General features: G+C 68.8%; 16 protein-coding genes. 4 read left to right on the top strand and 12 right to left on the bottom strand.

Annotation, left to right across the window (positions count from 1 at the left end):
- Positions 1-59: 59 nt before the first annotated feature.
- The gene (locus tag VEC57_12225; protein HYB99888.1) at positions 60-953 is read right to left on the bottom strand and encodes an alpha/beta hydrolase; all 894 of its coding nucleotides are present in this window, start codon (positions 951-953) and stop codon (positions 60-62) included.
- Between the two features lie 71 nt (positions 954-1,024).
- Entirely contained in the window at positions 1,025-2,221 is a 1,197-nt protein-coding gene (locus tag VEC57_12220) for a CoA transferase (GenBank protein HYB99887.1), read from the bottom strand.
- Positions 2,222-2,446: 225 nt separating this feature from the next.
- Between VEC57_12220 and VEC57_12215 the strand changes: the two genes are divergently transcribed.
- Positions 2,447-3,979: an ATP-binding protein gene (locus VEC57_12215; GenBank protein ID HYB99886.1), complete on the top strand. Its 1,533-nt coding sequence runs from the start codon at positions 2,447-2,449 to the stop codon at positions 3,977-3,979.
- 23 nt (positions 3,980-4,002) lie between these two features.
- Here VEC57_12215 and otsB read toward each other — a convergent pair whose 3' ends face one another.
- The 3 genes from otsB to VEC57_12200 all read right to left on the bottom strand — a co-directional run bounded on the left by otsB (position 4,003) and on the right by VEC57_12200 (position 9,200).
- On the bottom strand, positions 4,003-6,549 hold the full coding sequence (otsB, locus tag VEC57_12210; protein HYB99885.1) for a trehalose-phosphatase: 2,547 nt from the start codon (positions 6,547-6,549) through the stop codon (positions 4,003-4,005).
- A complete protein-coding gene (locus tag VEC57_12205) occupies positions 6,546-7,940 on the bottom strand; it encodes a trehalose-6-phosphate synthase (protein ID HYB99884.1) in 1,395 nt (464 codons plus the stop codon). The genes otsB and VEC57_12205 overlap by 4 nt, the downstream gene beginning before the upstream one ends.
- Before the next feature lie 183 nt (positions 7,941-8,123).
- Positions 8,124-9,200 (bottom strand): pyridoxal-phosphate dependent enzyme, encoded by a 1,077-nt coding sequence (locus VEC57_12200; GenBank protein ID HYB99883.1) that lies wholly within the window; start codon positions 9,198-9,200, stop codon positions 8,124-8,126.
- Positions 9,201-9,402: 202 nt separating this feature from the next.
- Between VEC57_12200 and VEC57_12195 the strand changes: the two genes are divergently transcribed.
- Positions 9,403-9,882 carry an NUDIX domain-containing protein gene (locus VEC57_12195; GenBank protein HYB99882.1) on the top strand — a complete coding sequence of 160 codons (480 nt, stop codon included), beginning with the start codon at positions 9,403-9,405 and terminating at the stop codon, positions 9,880-9,882.
- A 1-nt stretch (position 9,883) separates the two neighbouring features.
- Here the strand turns inward: VEC57_12195 and VEC57_12190 are convergent, their stop codons facing one another.
- The 3 genes from VEC57_12190 to VEC57_12180 form a co-directional block, all read right to left on the bottom strand.
- Positions 9,884-11,152, bottom strand: a complete 1,269-nt coding sequence (locus VEC57_12190; protein HYB99881.1) for a cytochrome P450 — start codon at positions 11,150-11,152, stop codon at positions 9,884-9,886.
- 112 nt (positions 11,153-11,264) lie between these two features.
- On the bottom strand, positions 11,265-12,104 hold the full coding sequence (locus tag VEC57_12185) for a 5'-3' exonuclease H3TH domain-containing protein (GenBank protein HYB99880.1): 840 nt from the start codon (positions 12,102-12,104) through the stop codon (positions 11,265-11,267).
- A gap of 72 nt (positions 12,105-12,176) precedes the next feature.
- On the bottom strand, positions 12,177-12,848 hold the full coding sequence (locus tag VEC57_12180) for a helix-turn-helix domain-containing protein (protein ID HYB99879.1): 672 nt from the start codon (positions 12,846-12,848) through the stop codon (positions 12,177-12,179).
- A 79-nt stretch (positions 12,849-12,927) separates the two neighbouring features.
- On the opposite strand from VEC57_12180, the gene VEC57_12175 reads away from it, so the two are divergent.
- Positions 12,928-13,974, top strand: coding sequence for an aldehyde reductase (locus VEC57_12175; protein HYB99878.1), 1,047 nt, complete (start codon positions 12,928-12,930; stop codon positions 13,972-13,974).
- Positions 13,975-14,011: 37 nt separating this feature from the next.
- On the opposite strand, the gene VEC57_12170 is transcribed toward VEC57_12175, so the two are convergent.
- The 4 genes from VEC57_12170 to VEC57_12155 all read right to left on the bottom strand — a co-directional run bounded on the left by VEC57_12170 (position 14,012) and on the right by VEC57_12155 (position 17,836).
- Positions 14,012-14,167, bottom strand: coding sequence for a hypothetical protein (locus VEC57_12170; protein HYB99877.1), 156 nt, complete (start codon positions 14,165-14,167; stop codon positions 14,012-14,014).
- A 134-nt stretch (positions 14,168-14,301) separates the two neighbouring features.
- Complete coding sequence (locus VEC57_12165) at positions 14,302-15,021, bottom strand: PspA/IM30 family protein (protein HYB99876.1); 720 nt, start codon at positions 15,019-15,021, stop codon at positions 14,302-14,304.
- Positions 15,022-15,036: 15 nt separating this feature from the next.
- Positions 15,037-16,587, bottom strand: coding sequence for a sigma-54 dependent transcriptional regulator (locus VEC57_12160; protein ID HYB99875.1), 1,551 nt, complete (start codon positions 16,585-16,587; stop codon positions 15,037-15,039).
- 46 nt (positions 16,588-16,633) lie between these two features.
- Positions 16,634-17,836, bottom strand: a complete 1,203-nt coding sequence (locus VEC57_12155) for an ATP-binding protein (GenBank protein ID HYB99874.1) — start codon at positions 17,834-17,836, stop codon at positions 16,634-16,636.
- Positions 17,837-18,254: 418 nt separating this feature from the next.
- Between VEC57_12155 and VEC57_12150 the strand changes: the two genes are divergently transcribed.
- Positions 18,255-20,207, top strand: a complete 1,953-nt coding sequence (locus tag VEC57_12150; GenBank protein HYB99873.1) for a right-handed parallel beta-helix repeat-containing protein — start codon at positions 18,255-18,257, stop codon at positions 20,205-20,207.
- The last annotated feature ends 12 nt before the right edge of the window (positions 20,208-20,219 follow it).

The following is a 20,219-nucleotide window of genomic DNA, read 5'->3' as shown; positions in this document are numbered from 1 at the left end:
GCCCGCCCATCGATGGCGCCGAGGATCGCGTCTTCGCGGCACGGTCGTTCCCTCCGGCATCACGAGGTCGTTTCGGCTTCGCCCAAGAAGGGCACCACGGCATCGAGCACCATCGAAGGCCGCTCCTCGTGCGGCATCAGCGAGGCGTTGGGAATGCGCACGAAGCGCGCCGGCGGTCGGAACTGCGCTGCCATCTGCTCGCCGAGCTCGACCGGGAACGTCTTGTCGTCCTCTCCCCAGATCAGCATGGTCCGCGCGCGGATCTGCGCGTGCTTCTCGCGCAGGCCGTCGACGACGTCCCACTCGATGCCGCGCAGGTAGGCCAGCGCCCCTTCGACGCGTGCGCGCGACTGCAACAGCGGATCGACGTAAGGGCCCAGGTTGTCGGGATCGTCGAACAGCACCGGATCCGAATAGAACTCGCCGAACCCCATCGGCGACTTGCGAAACGCCTTCAGGCGCATCGGCATCGCGAACGTCAGGCTCGCTCCGGGCATCGCCGCGATGCGCTGGTAGAGCTGGATGAACGGCGGGCGGTGACCCGGGATCTCGGTGTTGATCAGCGCCAGCCTGGCCACGCGCTCGCCGTGCGAGAGCGCCACGACGCGCGCGATGGTGGCGCCGGTGTCGTGCGCGAGGATGGAGTAGCGCTCGAGGCCGAGCGTCTCGAACAGGCGGCAGAGGCGGCGTGCCTGCGCGGTGAAGCGGAAGTCGGTCGAGCCGGTCCACCGGCTGTCGCCGAGCCCGGGAAGATCGACGACGACGCAGCGATGGCTCTGCGACAGCCTCGGCAGCAGATGGCGCCAGGTATAGCCGTGGGTCGGATAGCCGTGGATGAACACGAGCGCGGGGCCCGTGCCCTGCTCGCGTACGGCAATGGTCGCGTCTTCGATGGGATACAGGCGCATGGCGGCGGCAGCATACGCGGACTCGTGCGTCGTCACTGTAGCCATTTCGTGCACGGTTCCTGTGGCCACTCGGGCTGCGGCCTCGGCGCCCGCGGCCCGCGGCGGCAGCCGAGCTCCTAGATGATGCCCTGCTCGCGCAGCTGCCCGATCTCGTCGCGGCTCAGCCCGAGCTCGCCATACACCTGCTCGTTGTCGGCTCCGAGCTCGGGCGCCGCGCGCACCACGACCTCGGCGGCGTTGCCCATCTTGATGGCCATGCCCGGGATTTCCATGCGGCCCCGGCGCGGGTGATCGATGGCCACGACCATGTCGCGCGCACGCAGATGCTCGTTGGCGAACAGGTCGACCGAGTCCAGCACCGCACCGCACGGAACCCCGGCCTCGCCGAGCAGCCGCATCGCCTCGTGCTTGTCGTGTCGCAGCGTCCACTGCTGGATCATCTCGCTGACTTCGTCCCAGTGGTTGCCGCGCTCGCGCTGCTCCTCGAAGCGCTCGTCCCCGACCAGCTCGGCGCGGCCGATCGCTCGCAGCAGAGCATGCCACATCCTCGGCGTGCTGATCATCAGATAGATGTAGTCGTTGGGGCCGCCGCCCAGGGTCGGGTACAGGTCGGTCGGGCAAAGCAGGCCCATGCGGTTGCCGTAGCGCATCGCGGCCATGCCGCCGGTCAGATAGTGCGCCACCAGCGCCGAGCGCATGAAGTTGAACATCGCATCCTGCATCGACACCTCCACCGACTGCCCGCGGCCGGTGCGCAGGCGCTCGATGTAGGCGGCCAGGATCGCCATGCCCAGGTGGAGCCCCGCTCCCGTGTCGCCGAAGGTGACGCCCGGCTTGAGCGGCGGTGTCTCGGGGGTTCCGGTCACCGACAGCACGCCGCCGGTGGCCTGGCCGATCATGTCGAAGCTCTTGTAGCCGGCGTACGGGCCCCACGATCCGAAGCCCTTGACCGAGGCATGGATGATGTCGGGCTTGATCTGCGCCAATGCCCCGTAGCCGAAGCCGAGATCGTCGAGAACGCCGGCTGCATAGTTTTCGGCCACGATGTCGGCGCCGGCCACCAGCTGCCGGAACAGCTCACGCCCCCGGGCGCTTTTCAGATCCAGCGTGATCGAGCGTTTGTTGCAGTTGAAGAGGATGAAGTAGATGGAATCCGCGTCTGCGCGTTCGCGGATCATGTGCCGCCCCGGCTCACCTGCCGGGGGTTCGACCTTGATCACGTCGGCGCCCATCCACGCCAGAAGCTGCGTGCACGACGTTCCCGCCTCCCACTGGGTCAGGTCGATCACCCTGACTCCGTCCAGAGCTGCCATTGCGGACCTCCTTTCCATCCCCGGCGTCGTGGTGACGCCTCCTACCAACGGACCCCGCCGGCGCAACAGCGAGGTGTGAGTCACACATACTACTGAGAATCATGTCTTTAGCCGTTGTGTCGAGCCGTGCCTTCGCGCAGCATCCATGCGTTCGCGCGGGGGCGGGGAACATTGGACAGACGGGAAAGAACGGCCGCGGCGCAGGGGGCTCCTGCGCCCGTGGAGGTGCTGCGCCGATATCTGCTCGCGCTGGCAGGAGTCATCGGTGCGCTGGCGCTGACGCTCTCGGTGCCGATTCTGCGCGAACGCTTCACGTTCTTCGCATTCTGGCCGCTCATCTTCACTGCCGCCTTCGTGGGTGGTCGCGGCCCCGGCATCTTCGTCACCGCGCTGTCCACCATGTGCGTCATCGCGGTGGTGCCGGCCGAGCAGCGCCGCTCGCCGTACGCGATCGGCTTCACCGTCGTCGCCTTCATGATCGGCGGTGCCATGGCAGCCGTGCTCGCGCGCTGGCGTGAGACGACCGAGGCACAGCTGCGCGATGCCGTGGCGCAGGCCGATCGTGCGGTCCGCGAAGCCCGGGCGGCCGGGCAGGCCAAGGACGCGTTTCTCGCTACCGTATCGCACGAGCTGCGCACGCCGCTGTCGCCGATTCTTGCATGGGTGACGATGCTGCGATCCGAGGACCTGCCGCGCGAGCAGATCGAGCGCGCGCTCGAAGTCATCGAGCGCAACGCCCGTATGCAGGCGCAGCTGATCGAGGATCTGCTCGATGTGTCGCGCATCGTCGAGGGCAAGATGCGCCTGCAGGTGCGGCCGGTCCCGCTCGCGGCGGTCGTGCAGAATGCGGTCGAGACGGTACGGCCGGCTGCGCAGGCCAAGGGCATTCAACTGCAGGTCGTGCTCGACACCTCGCCGTGCCTGGTCTCCGGTGATCCCGACCGCCTCCAGCAGATCGTCTGGAACCTGCTGTCCAACGCCGTCAAGTTCACCGACAAGGGCGGCCGCGTGCACGTCGTTCTCGAGCGCTCGGAGTCGCAGGTCGAGATCGTCGTGAGCGATACGGGCTGCGGCATTTCCCCCGAGCTGCTGCCGCATCTTTTCGAGCGCTTCTGGCAGGCCGATGTCTCCACCGACCGCGTCTACGGCGGCCTTGGCCTGGGCCTTTCGATCGTGCGCCACCTGACCGAGCTGCACGGCGGCACCGTGCTCGCCCACAGCCCCGGCTCCGACCACGGCAGCACGTTCACCGTGCGCCTTCCGCTCATTCCGCTGGCGAGCGCCAGCAGCGACCAGGCGCGCCGTCACCCCGCCGCTGCCGAGTCGACGCAGATCCCGGCCATCTCGCTGGCGGGGCTGGACGTGCTCGTGGTCGACGACGACCCCGATTCCAACGAAGTGGTGCGAGTGATGCTGGCCAATCGGGGCGCCGAAGTGCGAGTGGCCGCATCCGTGGCGCAGGCGATGGACGAGCTGTCCCGGCGCGCTGCCGACGTGCTGGTGTGCGACGTGGGCATGCCGATCGAGGATGGCTACGCCCTCATCCACAAGGTGCGCACCGGTCCCGAAACCATCTGTCGCATTCCTGCGATCGCCCTGACCGCTTACGCCTCGGTGGACGATCGCATCCGTCTTCTGTCGGCAGGCTTCCAGGTTCACGTGGGCAAGCCCGCCGATCGCGACGAGCTTGCTGCGGCCGTCGCTGCCGTCACTGGCCGTGTCGTGCAGGCGCAGGCGGAGATGGATGCGACCGGCTAGACGCGGGCCCCGGCCGCGCATCGTCACATCCCGGCCGACGCCAGGTTCAGGGCGTTCTTGATGATGCCGATGTGGGAGTAGGCTTGCGGGTAGTTGCCGAGGGCGATGCCGGCCTCGGTGTCGTACTGCTCCGAGAGCAGGCCGGTGGGGCCGGCCAGCGCGGTGATGCCGCGGAAGAGCTCCCACGCGTCGTGGCGGCGACCGATGGCGAGATAGGCGTCGACGAGCCAGGAGGCGCACAAGACGAAGGGCCCTTCGCCGCCGGGCAATCCATCATCGAAACGATAGCGGTGGACGGCCGATCCGCTGCGCAGGCGGCGCTCGACGGCCTCCACCGTTGCGACGAAGCGTGGATCCGTGGGAGCGACCAGACCGCTCAGGCCGATCATCAACGCGGCGGCATCGAGGTCGTCGCTCCCATAGGCCGTAGTGAAGGCGCCGGCCCTGGCGCTCCAGCCGCGCTCGAGAACGTCGGCCGCGATCTCGTCGCGCAGCGCGACCCAATGCGGTCGCTCCTCCTCGAGCAGGCCGTGGGCGATCTTGATGGCGCGGTCCAGCGTCAGCCAGCACATCGTGCGCGAGTGCACGTGATGCCGGGGAGGCAGGCGCAGCTCCCAGATTCCGTGGTCGGGCTCCTTCCATCGCTCCTGCACCGCCGCCGCCATCGCCTCGACCAGACGCCAGTGCCGCGACGAGAGCGGCGCTTCGCGCACCAGCAGCTCGTAAACGAGATCGACGATCGGACCGAAGACGTCCAGCTGCACCTGATGGGCCGCCGAGTTGCCGACGCGCACCGGCCGGCTGCCGCGGTAGCCGCCCAACTCGCCGATCTCCGCATCGGGCGCCACCGCTTCGCCGTCGACGCCGTAGAGCGGTCGCAGCGCGGCCGGCGAGTGCGAATGGTTCACCACCGCCAGCACCCAATCCAGGAAATGCAGCGCCTCGGACTGGCTGCCCAGCTCGAGCAGCGCCATTGCGCTGAGCGCGCCGTCGCGGAGCCAGCAGTAGCGATAGTCCCAGTTCCGCACGCCGCCCAGGTGCTCGGGCAGGCTCGTGGTGGCCGCAGCGGCGATGGCGCCGCTCGGACCGTAGCACAGCGCTTTAAGGGTCAGCGCGCTGCGCATCACGATCTCGGGCTCCACCGGCGGCAGCTCCAGGCGGGCTGCCCACGATGCCCAGTACTGGCAGGTCAGGTCGCGACGGGACACGCTCATGATCTTCGGCTCGCTCAGGCTGCCGGTGCCATAGCGCAGATCCAGAACGCACGGCTCTCCCTCGACCTGCACTTCGGCCAGCGCCGTCTGATGCCGGCCCTCCTGGACGATCTCCCAGTGAACGTCGGGCGCGCGCAGCACGATCGGATCGAACGAGCCCTCGACGACGATGCCGGAGGGGTGACGGCGAAGGCGGGTCGGAATGCGCCCGAAGTCCAGACGCGGAGCGAACTCGATGCGAACGCGCCCGTTGCCCTCGATGATGCGCAGCAGGTCGCTTCTGCCGGCGCTCTGGCGCGGGCGGTCACGCGAACAGTCGAGAAAGTCGCTGACCGTGATGCCGTCCCACTGCGTGCGCAGGACCAGCGAGTTGTCCAGATAGGATTGTCCGCGCGGGGCGCGTGCATCTGCCGGAGTGATCGTGAAGCGACCGGCTGCCGGCCCGCCGAGGAGCTCGGCGAACAGCGGCGGCGAGTCCAGGCGCGGCAGGCACAGCCAGCTCATGCGCGCATCGGAGGTCACCAGCGCAAAGCCGCGCTGATCGGAGAGCAACGCATGATGATGGATGGGAACGGCGCCGGCGCCCAGTGCCCAGGCCGTACGCAGCTCGGCCAGCCTGCAAAGCAGCCGCGCGACCTCGGGCACGTCGGCGACGCCATTGCGCGCCAGGGACTCGCCCTCGCCCACCTTGACGCCGACGTCGGGGCCGCTGAGCGTGGCGAACGCTTCCTCGTCGGTGAGATCGTCGCCTACGAAGAGAACGGCCGTGGCACCCACGCGCTGGCGGATGATGCCGAGCGCGCGGCCCTTGCTCATCGCGAGCACGCTCAGCTCCACCACCAGCTTGCCGTGGCGGGTGAAGACGCCCGGCCAGTGCGACGGCCCCGCTTCGACCTCGTCGAGCGCGCGCCGGGCCACTTCGTCGGATGCGTCGCGGTAGTGCAGCGCGATGCTGGCGGGCTTCTCCTCGATGCGCAGCCGCTCGCCGCGGGAGGCGATCTGCGTCAGCGTCTCCAGAACCCGCGCGCGCAAGGCGATCTGCGCCTCATCCAGCGCGCCCTGGAAGTCCGCGTCGAACTCGCTGCCGTGGCTGCCGACCAGATGCACCTCGCCGGGAAGATCGAGAAGGCGGTCCAGGTCGCGCAGGCCGCGCCCGGAGATGACGGCCACGTGCGTGTGCGGCAGCGACGCCAGCGTGCGCAGCGCAACGATGCACTCGCGGTGCGGCCGGGCATTGGCGAAGTCGGACACCAGTGGCGAGAGCGTCCCGTCGTAATCCGAGGCCACGAGCAAGACCGGCGTGCTGGCAAGCTCCTCGAGCCGGCCGCACGTTTGCGCAAACGTCCGACCGCTCATGCCTTCAGCGCCGACAGGAACTCGCCGGCCCACCAGTAGACATCGTGCGCGGCCACCTTGCGCCGCAGGGCCGCCATACGCCGCTCCGCCTCTTCCGGCGACATCTCGAGGGCGCGCACGATGGCGCGGCCCATGCCTTCCTCGTCGTACGGATTGATGAGCAGGGCTTCTTCCAGCTCGTACGCCGCGCCAGTGAATTCGCTCAGAATGAGAACGCCGCCGCCGTCGACGTGCGTGGCGACGTATTCCTTGCAGACCAGGTTCATTCCGTCCCGCAGCGGCGTCACCAGCATGACGTCGGCGGCCAGATAGAGCGGCACCAGCTCCTCGAGCTCGAGGTTCTGGTGCAGGTAGTGGACGGCCACGCGGCCGATGCGGCCATGGCGGCCATTGATCGAGCCTACCAGGCGCTCGACCTTCTCGCGCACGGTCATGTACTCGAGCACGTCGGTGCGGCTCGGCACCGCCGTCTGCACGAGCACGCACTGCTCGGGCGAGATCTGCCCGCGGTCGAGCAGCCTGCCATACGTGCGCAGCCGTGCATCGATTCCCTTGGTGTAGTCCAGACGATCGACGCCGAGCACGACCTTGCGGTCCTCGCCGAGCTCGTGCCGGATCTCGGCCGCGCGCTCGCGGATCTCCGGCCGCCGGGCAAGCTCGTGGAAGTGAGCGACGTCGATCGAGATCGGCAGCGAGCCGTACCGCATCAGGCGATCGCCCGCTCGCAGCGTGCCCTTGCCGTCGACGTGCTGCGCCTCCGCATACCGCACGGCCAGCTCGGCGAAATTCTTGGCCCCGAGCTCGGTCTGGCATGCGAAGAAGTCGGCGCCCAAAAGACCTTCCAGGAGCTGGCGCCGCCACGGAAGCTGCGCAAACAGCTCCTGCGGCGGGAAAGGGATGTGCAGGAAAAATCCGATGCGAAGGTCGGGACGGAGCTTGCGAAGCATCGCCGGCACGAGCTGGAGATGGTAGTCGTGCACCCACGCCGTCGCGCCCTGCTCGGCCTCCCTGGCGGTGTACTCGGCGAAGCGCCGGTTCACGTCGACGAACGGCTTCCACCAGCGCGGCTCGAAGCGCGGGGGGCGGACCGCGTCGTGATAGAGCGGCCACAGCGTACGGTTGGAAAAACCCTTGTAGTAGCCCTCGACCTCGCGCGCGTTGAGCGGAACCGGGATTTGGCGGATGCCGTGAAAGTCGAACGGCTCCGGCGCCGCGCCTGCGCTGCCGTCCCAGCCGATCCAGCTTCCCGTCCGCTCCTTCAGGAACGGAGTCAGGGCCGACACCAGGCCGCCGGGACTGGCGGTCCAGCTGCCGTTGGCGCGATGAACGGGAAGGCGGTTGGCAACGATGATCAGTTGTCCGCCAGGCTCTCGAGTCTCGGCGTCCGACATGGTGTTCGAAGAGGGCAGCGAGCGCACCGGTCACACCTGGACCTCGCGCAGGTCGGCGCCGCCCTCCCCGTACAAGTTGCCCTGCCCGTGGCGATCGAGCAACGGCATGGGCGGCACGCGACTCAGCCGAGCAGGCATTCCTCGACGACCTTCCGCGCCGGCGCGCATGCCGATCTGCGCCGGTCAGTCGAAGTATCGGCGCAGCCGCGGCGGGAGGTCGCCGACGTTCGCCTTGGCTGCCAGCGGCGCTAGATCGACCGAGTTGTACGTGTTCCAGAACACGACCGGTCCTTCCCGAACGAGCCCGTGTCGTGCATCGGAAATCAGACACGCCATGGTCTTGGACGTGTAGCTGACGTCGAGCCGGAGCGCTTCGAGCCGCTCGGCGAGCATGGCTGCCTCGGTCCCTTCGTCCGTCGCTTTGGCGTAGACGCCACCGAAGAAACCGTCGCGGATCTGCAGCCGCTGTGGATCGAATGCGGCGGCACCCACGCTGGAATCGCCTGCGCGCAGCAGCCGCACCGTCGCCGTCCACAGTGCGCGCGCCCGCCGTTCGTTGACGAAACGCGAGTCGGTGACACGCACGGCGTGCACGCGCGTGGGAACGGCCAGCAGCGCAAGCCCGAGGGCCAGCCCGACCGCGCTTCCCATGCTGCCGGCGGGCACGTACACCGCCGCAGGTGGCGGCAATGCCATCGATTCCATCTGCTCGACCAGCTCGAACGCCGACGCGACGAATCCGACGGTGCCGAGCGCGCTCGAGCCGCCCGGCGCGATGCGGAAAGGAGAGACGCCGGTGAGCATGCGATGGCGCACCAACTGCCAGGCCGCGCCGGCAGCGACACCGGCGATGCCGTCGTACTCGTGCAGCTCGGCGCCGACAGCGGCGCTCACGAGGAGGTTGGTGCGAAGATAGGCAGCATTCTCCTGCGGCATCAGCATCGAGATGCCGCGCATGCCGAGGGCGGCGGCGTGCACGGCGGTGGCGGCCGCGTGATTGGATCCGGCATAGCCGAACGTCAGCACCTCGCGTGCGCCATCGGCGCGCGCGAGGCCCAGCAGCAGCTCGAGCTTGCGGACCTTGTTGCCGCCGTAGATGCGGCTGCTGCAGCCGTCGTCCTTCAGATAGAGGTCGGAGAGAGACAGACGAGCGGCCAGAGCGTCCATGCGCCGCAGCGGCGTCGGCAGCTGCGCCAGCTCGGCGAGGGCGAAGTGCGAAGCCAGAGCGGGGTGGCGCCGGAAGAACGGTCGAGCCTGCACGGGCGCCGCCATCGCCGCCGCAAGCTAGGGCAGCGGCCGATCATTTCCAGCTCCAGCCCGGCTCCAGCTCCGGCGCGGCAGGGAGCCGGTCCGGCTCGCGGCGTGACCGCGGCGGCGTGCTGAAGAAGGAGGCGAGCGTTCCGGTGCCGTGCCGGGCGGCGGGCCGCTCGCGCTTTTGCGGCGTCGGGCCATCCTGAGCGCCGTGGGCAGAAAGAGCGCCGGCCTGCTTCTCTACCGTTTTCGCGACGACGCCCTCCAGGTGCTGCTCGTGCATCCCGGCGGCCCGTTCTGGATTCGCAGGGACGCAGGCGCCTGGACCGTTCCCAAGGGCGAGTACGAGCCGACCGAAGAGCCGCTGGCAGCGGCGTTGCGCGAATTCGAGGAAGAGCTCGGCTGCCGGCCCGACGCATGCGAGTGGATCGAGCTGGCGCCGATCCGGCAGCGCGGCGGCAAGCTCGTCACGGCGTTCGCAGGCCAAGCCGACTTCGACGCGAGCCGTCTCGTCAGCAATACATTTTCGATGGAATGGCCGCCGCGCTCCGGACAGATGCGTGAGTTTCCCGAGGTCGACCGCGCCCAGTGGTACGCGATCGCCGAGGCGCGCCAGAAGATCCTCGCCTCTCAGGTACCGTTGCTCGACGAGCTCGAGCGCCGGGCAACCCCTGGTGGCCGCGAGGACTGAGCTAGCTTTGCGGCTTCAGCTGCAGCGGCAGCGCGGTGACGCCGCGAAAGACGATGCTCGGGTGCAGCGGCAGCGGCTCGCTGGTCGCGCGCTCGAACGAAGCCGTTTTCTCCAGCAGCACCTCGGTGGTGATGCGCGCCTCCAGGCGTGCCAGGTTGGCGCCCAGGCAGTAGTGCGGGCCGAAGCCGAAGCCGAGATGCGTATTGCTCGCACGCTCGATGTCGAATCGTTCCGCATGCTCGAACACGGCTTCGTCGTGATTGGCCGAGCCGATCCAGCACACCACCAGCTGGTTGCGCTCGATCGGCACGCCGTGAAGCTCGGTATCGGTCACGCAGCGCCGCGGATCGAGCTGCACCGGTGAGGCGAACCGCATCGTCTCCTCGATGGCGCGCTCCAGCAGCTCGGGCCGCGCGCGCAGCTTGGACAGCTCGTCGGGGTGGGCCAGCAGCTCGAGCACGACGTCGCCGATCAGCGTCGTCGTCGTCTCGTTGCCCGCAACCAGCAGGAGCACGAGCATGCGCACCATCTCCTCGCGCGTCAGGCGCGATCCTTCGTGCTCGGCGCGCACCAGCCCGGTCAGCAGATCCTCGCGCGGCTCGCGCAGGCGCTCGTCGGCCAGAACGTTGAAGTACTCACCCATCTCCTGGATGAGGCGCACGATCTTGTCGACGCGCTCCTGCGAGGGAGGCACGAACAACCCCGTCCCGAGGTTTTCCACCGCCGCATCGGACCACTTCTTGAATTGCTCCATGTCGCTGGTGGGAACACCGATGATCTCGGCGATGACCGTGACGGGCAGAGGATAGGCAACCGTCCGGACGAAATCGGTCTCGCCTTCCGCGACCGCGCGATCGATCAGCAACTCGGCGATCTCGCGCATGCGCGGCTCGAGCCGCCGCACGATCCGAGGCGTGAACGCCTGGTTGACGAGGCCGCGCAGGCGCGTGTGCTCGGGCGCGTCCTGCCCGAGCATGCTCGGCGGTCCCATCGCCGACATGTCCACGCCGGGAACGCGGATCTGATTCGACCACCGCGCGGCATCCTTCAGGATCGCCTCGACGTCGGCATGCCGGAACACCGAGATGATCGGGAACTCGGGGTGGCGGTAGACGGGATGATCCCGGCGGGCCTTGGCGTACAACGGATACGGGTTCCAGCGCGTGTCGTAGTCGAAGGGATTGAACGCGAGCGGCTCGGTCATGAGCGTCCTTTGCCGGCGCGAGCCGCCGGCGTCGCTGTCGTAGAGCAGGCGCGCCTGCGTTGCCATCGCGCGAGGGCGGCCGCAGGCGCGGGCGCCGCGGCCCGCCGCACGGCGGCATCGGGCACCGTCGCGGCGGGGGGCTGCCTCCAACCGCAGCCACCCTGCCGCGGCCGCACGGTCACTTTGCGCTCGCGCGTGCCGCGACGACGGCCGCGCAGCGCGCGACGAGCCGGACATCGCCGACGCGTTTCGCCCACGCCTCGAATCCCGCCGTCGGCCCGCGCCACAGCAGCTCATCCACGCCCGAGACGAGCTGCGCATCCGTCCGCAGCGTGGCCAGGCGCTTGAACAGCAGCGCCTGCTGGCGCTGCTCACCCAGCACGTCGTCGGGCAGGGCTTCGATGCTTCCGTACCTGCCGAGCAGTCGCACCGCCGTCTTGGCGCCGACGCCGGACAGGCCGGGATAGCCGTCGGCTGCATCGCCGACCAGCGCCAGATAGTCGGCGATCTGCGCGGGCTCCACGCCGAACTTCTGCCGCACAGCCTGCGCATCGCGAACCTGCTTGCTGCGTCGGTCCACCTGCACGATGCGCTCGCCGCGCACGCACTGGGCCAGATCCTTGTCCGGCGACCAGATCTGCACCTGCTCGACGCGTACGTCCTCGGCTGCGACCGCGGCCACCGATGCCAGCGCGTCGTCCGCCTCCAGCTCGACCATCGGCCAGAGCGCAACTCCCATCGCGGCAAGCGCGTCTTCGAGCGGATGGAATTGCGCCAGCAGCGAAGGCTCGATGCCTTCGCCGGTCTTGTAGCCGGGCCAGAGCTGATTGCGGAACGACTCGATGACGTGATCGGTGGCCACGCCGACGTGCGTCGCGCCATCCTCCAGCATCTGCACCACGGTGCGCAGCACCCCGAGCACGCCGCCGAACGCGCGATCCTCGCCCTTGTGAAAGCGGCGCAGGCCGTAGAAGTGGCGGAACAGCTCGTAGGTCCCGTCGATCAGGTGAACGATCATCGCGCCGACCTCGTCACGGCAGGCCGCCGCGTCGGCGGCGGCCGTTTCGACGCGTGCCGCGGCACGGCACCGTCACCGCGTGCCTCTGGGCGTCGCGCGCGCCGCCGATGCACGCCTCCTTTGCGGCGGCGCCACCAGCCCCGCGAGCACGAGGCGCACCGCATCTCCCAGCCGTTTCCGGTACGCGGCCGAAGAAAGGACCGAAAGGTTGCGCGTCTTGATGCCTTCGGCCGTATCGAGCAGCAACTCGGCAATCTGGGCGGCGGAAACCCCGGCAGCGGCCAGCGAAAGCTCACCGGCGGCGTCGGCGGAAGCCAGGATGCGCGCGAGCAGCCGTGCATGGCGAAGCGCGAAGGCGGCGGAAATCGAGCCGCACAGCCGGTGGTTCTCGTCGAGGAACTCCTGCGCGTGCTCGGAGGAACGCAGCAGATCGAAGAACCTCGCCGTCTTGGCGCAGATCGCCCCGGTCAGCCGCTCCACGGCCGGCGCGTCCGCCCGCGATGCGGCGATGGCGTCCTCGAGCGAGCGGGCATGGAGATCTTCGACGAGCGCCCGAAACAGCTCCTCCTTGTTCGCGAAGTGCAGGTACAGCGCGGCGCGCGAGATGCCGGCCTCGCGCGCGACCCGATCGAGCGCGGTGCGCCGGAAGCCGTCGCGGCCGAAGCACCGCAGGGCGGCCTCGAGGATCGCTTCGCGCGTCGCATCGCGACGCGTCGGGCGCGTCGTCTCGGCCGGTGCCGCCATCGCACGAACTTGACAACATGTGCCCAGACTGTCAACTTTCGCGGCAGCGTCCCACTCGTCGTCGCACAGGAGGAATTCCATGGCTGAGTCGCCCGAGCCGCTCGTCCTCGTCACCGGTGCCACCGGATACATCGCCGGACATTGCATCCGCGAGCTCATGGAGCATGGCTACCGCGTTCGCGGCACCGTGCGCCGACTTTCCGATACGGCCAAGCACGAGCATCTGCGGCGCCTGGCGGCGCAGCTCGGCGGCTCGCTCGAGCTCGTGGAGGCCGATCTCTCCGCCGATCGCGGATGGCACGAAGCGGTGACCGGATGCACCTACGTGCAGCACGTGGCTTCGCCCTTCCCGCCCGAAGTGCCCAAGGACGAGAACGAGCTGATCCGCCCGGCCGTGGATGGAGCGCTGCGCGTGCTGCGTGCATGCGCCGCCTCCGGAACCGTGCGGCGCGTCGTGATGACCTCGTCCGTGGCGGCAGTCGCCTACGGCCACGCCTCCGGCCAGGACAAGGTGCTGACCGAGGAAGACTGGTCCGACCCGGCCAGGTGCGATCCATATCCGAAGAGCAAGACGCTGGCCGAGCGCGCGGCGTGGGACTTCGTGCGCGGTCTTCCTGCCGAGCAGCGTTTCGAGCTGTCGGTCATCAATCCCGGGTTCGTCATGGGCCCGCTCCTGAACGCGGACCAGGGCACGTCCGGCGAGCTCATTCGCAAGCTGATGGTGCGCGACATGCCGGCATGCCCCGAGATCGGCTTTGCGCCCGTGGACGTTCGCGACATCGCCATCGCGCACCGTCTGGCGATGGAGCTGCCGCAGGCGGCCGGCAACCGTTACATCTGCGCCGGCGATCACATCTGGGTGCAGGACATCGCCCGCATCCTTGCCGAGGAGTACAACCCGCGCGGCTATCGCGTGCCGACCGGCAAGCTTCCCTACTTCCTGATGTGGATCATCGCCTGGTTCGACAAGGCGGTGAACCTGGCGCTGACGTTCGTAGGGCGCCGTGAGGTCGTCAGCTCCGCCAAGGCGCAGAAGGAACTCGGCTGGCGCATGCGGCCCGTGCGCGAGAGCATCCTCGACACCGCACGCACCATGATCGAGCACGGAGTGGTCCCGTCACGATAGCGGGGCCAGGTGCGGAAATGGCGGTCCGGCGACGTCGTCAGACGGGACCGCGGTGCCGCTTCCAGTCGTGCGAGTGCCACTTGCCCGAGAAGCGGCGTGCCTTCTCGGCCAGCTCGATGAGCCAGTCGTGGTTGCCGTAGAGAACGAACGCGGCCGATGCGGCGATGCCGCAGAGAACTCCGATCACGAACATGGGTTGCTCCTCCTGCTGTCGAATACTTCGTGTTGCACCGGCCGCCATCGTCCGGGTGGCGTCGCGTGACCGGCGCCGATGCCGTACGGTCGTCGTCTGCGGCGCGTCTCGCCTCTCGCTGGCGCCGCGCGCGCTCAGCGCGCCATGACGACAGGCTCGACCGGCAGCAGCAGCGGAACGCGAGGGCCGCGGCGGCTGCGCTTGAGCTCGTCGAGCTGCGCGCGCGCGGCCTGGCTGGCCTGCTCCTGCCGGATCTTGCCGAGACGCGCATCCAGCGAGGCATCGCCGCTCTCCAGCTCGCTCGCCAGCGACGACACGGTGCGTTCGACGTACTCGCGCACGCCTTCGAGCGCGGCGATGTCCGCGTCCGGCGACAGGCCGGCGATGGCGCTCTGCAGCTTGAGCCGCGCCTCGGCATTGGCCAGGCGCGCCAGGTTGCGCGCCTTCTCGTCGCGCAGGCGCTGAATCTCGCTCTGGAACGCCGTCAGGTTGCGCTTGGCCGCCTCGGCCTCGCGCGTCAGCGCCTCCAGCTCGCCCTTGATGCGCTCGACGTCCTCGGTCAGGCGGTCCTTGCGACCGATGAGGAACAGCGCCGCTTCATCGTCGTCGCGATCGACGGCCAGATCGAGCTGCTCGACGGTGTTCTCGAGCTGCGTGCGCGTTTCCTCGAGCTGGCGGCCGAGCTTGTTGCGCATGTACAGGATCGAAGCGGCCGCCTCGCGAAGCCGCACGTACTGGCGCTGCCGCTCATCGATGGCGGCCTCGTACACGGCAGCCGGGTCGCGGCGCTCGCGCGTCTTCATCCACTGCGACAACTTGCCGCGTATCAGATTGACCAGACGGGAAACGAACATGGTGCTCCTCCTGAGCTAGCGACTGCTGTCGTCATCGTCGGCCGCTTCGCGGCCCGCTGCCAGAGCTTCCGCGACCTGGTGGCCGTCACTGCCGGCGCGGCTGGTGCCGGATGCGGCGCTGCCGTCGCGCAGGAGCCTGGCCGGTGCGTCGTCGGCGCTGTCGATGGCGCCGAGCGCCTCCAGGCCCAGCTCGCGGATCTTCTGCTGCAGGTTCTGCCGATACATGCCCACCTCCTCGGCGGTACGCGAGATGTTGCCGCCGTTGCGCGCCAGCGCCGCCGCCAGGAACTCGCGCTCGAAATCCTCGACGACGCGCTGCTTGGCATCGCGAAAGCTGACGGGCAGCGCGGCGACGTCGAGTGGCCGCGCGCCGGGGGCCGCGCTTGGCGCGAGGCGGCCGAACAGATCCTCGGCCTCGATCTCCTCGCCCGCCGCCAGAAGCAGCGCCTTCTCGACGGCGCTCTTGAGCTCGCGGATGTTGCCCTTCCACGGATGGCTCATGCACGCGCGCAGCGCGCTGCCCGAAAGCGGCTTGACCGGACGATGGAAGCGCTCGGCGGCGTCGGTCAGGAATTTCTGGATGAGCAGCGGGATGTCCTCGCGCCGCTCCGACAGCGAAGGCACCGCCAGCTCGATCACCCGCAGCCGGTAGTAGAGGTCCTCGCGGAACCGCCCCTCGGACACGAGTTGCTCGAGGTCGTGGTGGGTCGCCGCGATCAGACGCACGTCGATGCGGATCGGCTGGTTGCCGCCGACCCGCTCGACTTCCTTTTCCTGAATCACGCGCAGCAGCTTGGCCTGCGTCTCCAGCGGCATGTCGCCGACCTCGTCCAGGAACAGCGTGCCGCCGTCGGCCGCCTCGAACTTGCCCTCGCGCTGGCCGATGGCGCCGGTGAAGGCGCCGCGCTCGTGCCCGAACAGCTCGCTTTCGACCAGCTCGCGGCTGAAGGCGGCGCAGTTGACCTTGATGAGCGGGCGCGTGCGGCGCGGGCTCCGATAGTGCAGCGCGTTGGCGACCAGCTCCTTGCCGGTGCCGCTCTCGCCGCGCACCAGCACGGTGACGTCGGTGTCGGCCACACGCTCGATGGACTCGAACAGGCGCAGCATGAGCGGGGTTCGCCCGACGATCTGATCGAGGCCGTAGCGGCCCTGCACCTGCGCGAGCAGGCGGCGGTGCTCGCGGCGAAGGCGCGCGGTGTCCATGAGGCGCGCCACGACCGCGCGCAGCTCGTCGTTGTCGAAAGGCTTGGGAAGATAGTCGGACGCGCCCGTCTTCATCGCCTGCACCGCGATCTTCTCGGAGCCGTAGGCGGTGATCATGAGCACGGAAAGGTCCGGGTCGAAGGCGCGCGCGTGCTCGAGCACCTCGAGGCCGCTGACGCCGCCGAGCGAGAGGTCGGTGATGACCAGGTGGAAGTCGCCGGCCTCGATGCGGCGGATCGCTTCCTCGCCGCTGCCGGCCGTCTCGACGCTGTAGCCTTCCTTGGTCAGCAGGCCGCGCAGCGCGATCTGCATCGCGCGCTCGTCGTCGACGACCAGAATGCGTCCTTTGGTGATGGCCGTCATGCCGCCAGCCCCACGAATCGCGACGCCAGCTCGAACAGGAAGCGCATCATGACGGCACCGGCAGCGTGACGCGGAACTCGGTTCCGCGACCGACCTGGCTGCGGACTTCGATCTCGCCCTGATGGGCGTCGACGATCTTCTTGGCGATGGCCATGCCGAGGCCGGTGCCGTGGTCCTTGGTCGTGAAGAACGGATTGAAGATCTTGCCGACCTTCTCGGGCGCGATGCCCGCGCCGTTGTCGACCACGCGCACGGAGACCGAGCGCGGCACGCCGTTCTCGATGAAGACGTCGATGCGCCGGTCCTCGGGAAGCTTGGCCAGGGCGTCGATGGCGTTGTCGAAGATGTTGCCGAAGACGCGCTGGAGCTTCTCCGCGTCGGCATTGACGGTGGGGCCGCCTATGTAGTTTCGCGCCACCCGCACCCTGGCCGCCTCCAGCTTGCTCTTGAGCTGCGCCAGCGACGCATCGACCACCGAGGCGAGGCTGACCAGCTTCATCTCGTAGTCCTCTTCCTTGGCGTACTTCAGAAGATGCGACACGCGCCGCTCCACGCGATCCAGCTCCTCGATGGCCACGCGAGCGTACTCGACGTTTTCGACGGACTGCGGGTCCTCGCCCATCTGCTGGACCAGGCTCTTGGCCGCCGCGATGGGATTCCGGATCTCGTGCGCGATGGTCGAGGACAGCTCGCCGATGTCGGCCTGCTTCTCGGTGACGATGGCCTGCTTCTCGCGGCGCACCTCGCGCTCGACGGCCGGTTCGAAGTACTGCTCGCGAATGTAGCGGCCGCCGAACACGCCCATGTAGTGCGAGAAGACCCCGATGCCCCAGCCGAAGGCCGGCCAGAGGAACCACGGGTAGAAGCCGGTGAAGATGTTGATGAAGGCGAGGAACCCGATGACGCAGCAGTACGTATAGAAGTGCGCGTAGAACCCGGCGATCGCCGCGCGACGGCGGCGCAGGCGGCGCTCCGGATCGTCGGCGCCTTCCCCGTGGCGGCCGCGACCACGATGCGGCCTGTCGTAGCCGCGCCGCTCCCACGGCCCGCCGCAGCCGCGGCGGTGCCGGGAGCGCTGGCCGGTGCCGGCGGCGCCGTCCTCCGTCGCCTCGCGCGCAGCGCCGCTGGCCGAGGAGGTCGTGCCTGCCGACGACGCGGACTCGCCGAACTCTTGCGCCTGCCACTCGCGCAACCGATGTCTCATCTTCACGCACAGCATGACGGCAATGATTACTCCGATGATCGACATGGCCGGTGCCCCTGGCCGAGACTATCGCGGTACGAAGCGTGACTCATGCCCGCTCTTCGCAAGAGCCGGGCCGGAGGGCGCTTCCTTGCGCCCTCCAGCGATATCGCGCGCTTAGCCGACCGGCGTCGTCGCCGATGCAGTTGCGGCACTGCACCGTGCGTTGCCCAGCCGCAGCACGGCGACTGCGCTCTCGATGCCTGGCCGGGCGCGCGGCCTCCGGCGGCCGCCATCCCGGTCGGGAGGTGGCCGGGTGCAGGACCTTCCATGACGCTGCGACGACGGGCAACAGACGCGCAGGCCCTTGCACAGCCGTCCCTCCTGAGGCCAAACTCGGCCCGTTCGCAGTTGCAGCGTGCCCGCCGCGGGGGCGGCGGGCGCGTCTCGTCCGTCAACTGGCCATCTTTCTCCGGGGGACCCGATGAGATTCCGAATCTACGCAGCCATCTGGCTGTCGCTGTGCCTTGGCGCCACCACCGCCGGCGCCACCGACTACTACGTCTCGCCCGGCGGCTCCGACCTCTCCAGCGGTCTTGCGCCCGCCGCCGCCTGGGCAACGCTCCAGCATGCTGCCGACACGATCGGACCCGGCGACACGGTGCACGTAGCCGATGGCAGCTATTCGGGCTTCGACGTGCGCATCGTGGCCACGGCCGCGCAGCCGGTCGCGTTCGTGGCCGACAATCCCGGCGGCGCCGTCATCGTCGCCGACAATCCGCAGACGCCCGACGGCATCAACGTCGAGAATGCCGCCTACATCACCATCGACGGCTTCGATTCGAGCCATCGTACGCGCGCCGGCATCCGCGCCGCCGTCTCGCATCACATCACCGTGCGCAACTGCACGACCGGGAACAACGGGGTCTGGGGCATCTTCACCGGGCACGTCGACGATCTCCTGGTCGAGAACAACGAGACGTTCGGGTCGGTCGATGAGCACGGGATCTACGTCTCCAACAGCGGCGATCGCCCCGTCATCCGCGGCAACCACAGCCGCGACAACCGTGCCAATGGCATCCACATGAACGGCGACGAGAGCCAGGGCGGCGATGGCCTGATCTCGAACGCGCTGGTGGAGATGAACGTCATCCACGGAAACGGCATCGGCGGCGGCTCGGGCATCAACTGCGACGGAGTCACCGACAGCGTCATCCGCAACAACCTGCTGTACGACAACCACGCCAGCGGCATCAGCCTCTACAGGATCGATGCCGCCGCCGGTTCCAGCGACAATCTGGTCGTCAACAACACGATCTACCACGACACGCCGAGCACCCGCTGGGCCATCAACATCAGCGGCGGGTCGACGGGCAACACCGTCCGCAACAACATCCTGTACACCACGCACTCCTTCCGCGGCGTGATCACGATCGATCCTTCGAGCCGGCCCGGGTTCTCGTCCGACTACAACTCGGTGCGCAGCCGCTTCAGCATCGACGGCGGCAACAGCGTCATCGACCTGGTCGCGTGGCAGGGCGAGGGCTACGATCTGAACTCGTTCGTCGCCACGCCGGCCCAGCATTTCTTCGACCCGGAAGGCGACTTCCGTCTGCTGCCGAGCTCGCCTGCCATCGACGCCGGAACCGCCAGCGGCGCGCCTTCCACCGACATCGACGACAACCCGCGGCCGGTCGGCGACGGCTACGACATCGGCGCTTACGAAGTGCAGCTGCCCGACTGCGGCGACGGCGACAGCGATGCCGGAGAGGTCTGCGGCGAGCCGACGTTGCCTGAGTGCGCGGATCCGTGCACGACCTGCGTCGGCTGCACCTGCGCGCAGCTGGACCCGGTGTGCGGCGACATGCTCACGTGCGGGGATGAGGAGTGCGAGAGCGACGGCGACTGCGGCGGCGGAGAAATCTGCAGCGGCTGCCAGTGCGTCAATGCTCCGGTCTGCGCCAGCGCCATCCTCCTCGAAGGCGCGCGGCAGAAGCTGCGCTCCAATCCGTTCGCCATCGTGCTCAAGGGCGAGGCGGTGATCCCGCGCCCGTGGATCGCGGTGGATCCCGACGCAGGCGGCGTGCGGGTGGTGGTGGATTCCACGATGGGCAGCTTCGGCTTCGACGCCGCGCTGCCTGGCGGCGCCGCCTGGAGCAGCAATGCGACGGGGACGATCTGGAAGTACTACGATCCGACCGGCGCCGTCTCGGGCATCACGCGCGTCGTGATCAAGGATCGCTCCTCTGTGGAAGACGGGCGCTTGCGCTTCACGATCAAAGGCAAGGGCGGCGTCATCGTGCTGCCGCCGGCAGATTCGGTGCGCACCAGCATCGTGTTCGGCACCACCGAGGAATGCGCGTCGATCGCATGGGGCGGCCCCGACGAGGATCCGCCCGCCTGCAACGGCGACGCCGGCGCCCTCTCCTGCCGCTGAGCGGCGCCGTCT

Source organism: Candidatus Limnocylindrales bacterium, from assembly GCA_035626395.1.
Classification (GTDB): domain Bacteria; phylum Desulfobacterota; class Binatia; order UBA1149; family CAITLU01; genus DASPNH01.
Note: the sequence above shows the minus strand (reverse complement) of the source record. Positions and strands in the feature narration are given on the sequence as shown.